The following is a 2,093-nucleotide window of genomic DNA, read 5'->3' on the forward strand; positions in this document are numbered from 1 at the left end:
GCAAGACAGCCTCGACTGACGCACTAGGGCCAATACCGACTGTCAATTTAGAACTACATGATACTTAAGCAAAGAGGTCCCGCCATGATCCAAACGGCCGATTCCAAGGCGCTGCGCCGCAAAAAATCCCTGTCAGTCAGTGGATTCTCGCCATCGTGCTGTTTCTCGGCTCCTTTATTATGATCGTGCCATTCCTGTGGATGCTCGTGACCAGCTTTGACTGGGGGGCCCGGCTGAACATTACGTTTCCGCCGAAAATCTGGCCGGAAGAGCCGTCCATACGCACGTATGAAGTGGCCTTTACGAACATTAAAATGTTCCGCTATATCATCAATTCCATCATCGTCAGCGCAGGCGTTATCGTTGTCAGCTCGCTGTCCGCGCTGCTGTCCGGTTATGCCCTCTCCAAGCTGCGGTTCAAAGGGGCGAGCCTGGTGCTTCTGCTGGCGCTGAGTACGATGATGATTCCGTTTGAAATGACCATGATTCCACAGTACCTGCTCTTCAGCAAGCTGGGGCTTCTGGACAATTATCTGGCTTTTTATTTACCAGCACTTAACTATGCCTTCGGCACGTTTTTGGCCAAAGCTTTCATCGACCAGCTGCCGTCCAGCCTGCGCGAAGCTGCCATTCTCGACGGCGCCGGGGAGTTCACCGTTTTCGGCCGGGTGTATTTGCCGCTCTGCACGCCGATTATCGCCACCATGATCATCCTCCTGTTCCTGGGCGTGTGGAACGAAATGCTGTGGCCGCTGCTGGTGCTGAAGACGCTGCCAAATACACATCGTTTGATCCCGGCATTTACCTGGACGGCATCATGAACAATTCCTACAGCACCAAGTCGCCGGACGGATCCAAGCAGTTCGGGATTCCTGCCGTGCTGGGCCGCCGCATGACGATCTATGACAAAAAGCTGTTCAGCGACTGGGGTGTCGAAGGCTTGACGGAGAAAGCGACCCCGGAAGAAATTTTGGAAAAAGCCAAAAAGATGACCGGCAAAAATCCGAAAACCGGCGAGCAGAACTACGGTGTATACTGGTCGGGCAACTCCCTGAACGGTTCCACTTTTGTGGCGCTGACCCTGGCTTTCGGAGCGAAAGGGGCCGAAGGCTCGCTAAAAGACGTAAAGTCGATCAAATGGCATCTGAACACCCCGGAAATGGTGAAGGTCATGGAATGGCTGAAGGAAGCCGCAAAGCTGCCGCCGGCCGGCTTTATCACAGCCCAGGGAGCGGAAAACTTCGGGCTTGAGAAAAACAACATCGCGATTGCGCTGGACAGCACCGGCGGCGCGACGATGAATGAATTTATCGCAAACAATAACAAGGATTTGCTGGACCGGTTCGAGCCGGTAATGAATATGGGTCCGAAAGGTGAAGGCTGGGTGGCCGTGGATCCGTTCGTCATGGCGAAAAACGCTAAGGACGTGAAAGCCTCCTGGGAAGTTCTCAAATTCCTGACCAGCCCGATGACGCAAAAATATACGTATGAGAACTTCGCGATGACACCGACGATCAAGCAGGCCGATTTTGTGAAGCCGGAAGACAAATATGTGAAAAAGGCGCTGGACATCGCCAATGTCGGGCACTCCGAGCTGATGGACGAAGCCAATCCGTTCTATATGAGCGATATCGTCCCGGCCGTCAACGGCTTTATCAGCAAGGCGGCTTCCGGCAACGCGCCGGACATCCAGCAGTTCCTGGACGAACTGCAGGACCGCGCGGAGAAATGGTCCGCCAATCTGAAGTGACAGGTTAAAGCGAGTGCTGGGCCCTTCACGGGGCCTTTGCACTTCCTTTTTACCAGGAGACGCAAGGACGATATTCGAAATTGTAGCTGCCTAGCGGCAGGAGCAAATGATCCCATTGCGTGTGTTTGAAAAATAGTATGTAAGGAGGTTCCATGATGGTTCGTGTTGGTTTGGTCGGGGCAGGCGGAATCGCCTCCGAGCATTTGAAGCATATTGACGATCATGATCAGGCAGAGCTGGTCGCCGTGTGCGATATTTCCGCGAAGCAGGCGGAACTAGCCGTAAAACGGTATGGTGGAGTAGCCTATACGGATATCCGGCGGATGCTGGCGAACGAGCAGCT

At 53.8% G+C, this 2,093-nt stretch carries 2 protein-coding genes and 1 pseudogene; all 3 read left to right on the forward strand.

The window, feature by feature from the left end:
• Positions 1-461 precede the first annotated feature (461 nt).
• Positions 462-821 carry a carbohydrate ABC transporter permease gene (locus CPT76_RS41890; protein ID WP_374954615.1) on the forward strand — a complete coding sequence of 120 codons (360 nt, stop codon included), beginning with the start codon at positions 462-464 and terminating at the stop codon, positions 819-821.
• Positions 773-1,750, forward strand: a pseudogene (locus CPT76_RS05270) (extracellular solute-binding protein); the annotation flags it as partial. The gene CPT76_RS41890 and the pseudogene CPT76_RS05270, both read left to right, overlap by 49 nt.
• Positions 1,751-1,905: 155 nt before the next feature.
• Positions 1,906-2,093: Gfo/Idh/MocA family oxidoreductase (locus CPT76_RS38990; RefSeq protein ID WP_258168098.1), on the forward strand; the 188-nt coding region annotated here is incomplete at its 3' end.

This window comes from Paenibacillus sp. AR247, assembly GCF_002968895.1.
Classification (GTDB): domain Bacteria; phylum Bacillota; class Bacilli; order Paenibacillales; family Paenibacillaceae; genus Paenibacillus_AQ; species Paenibacillus_AQ favisporus.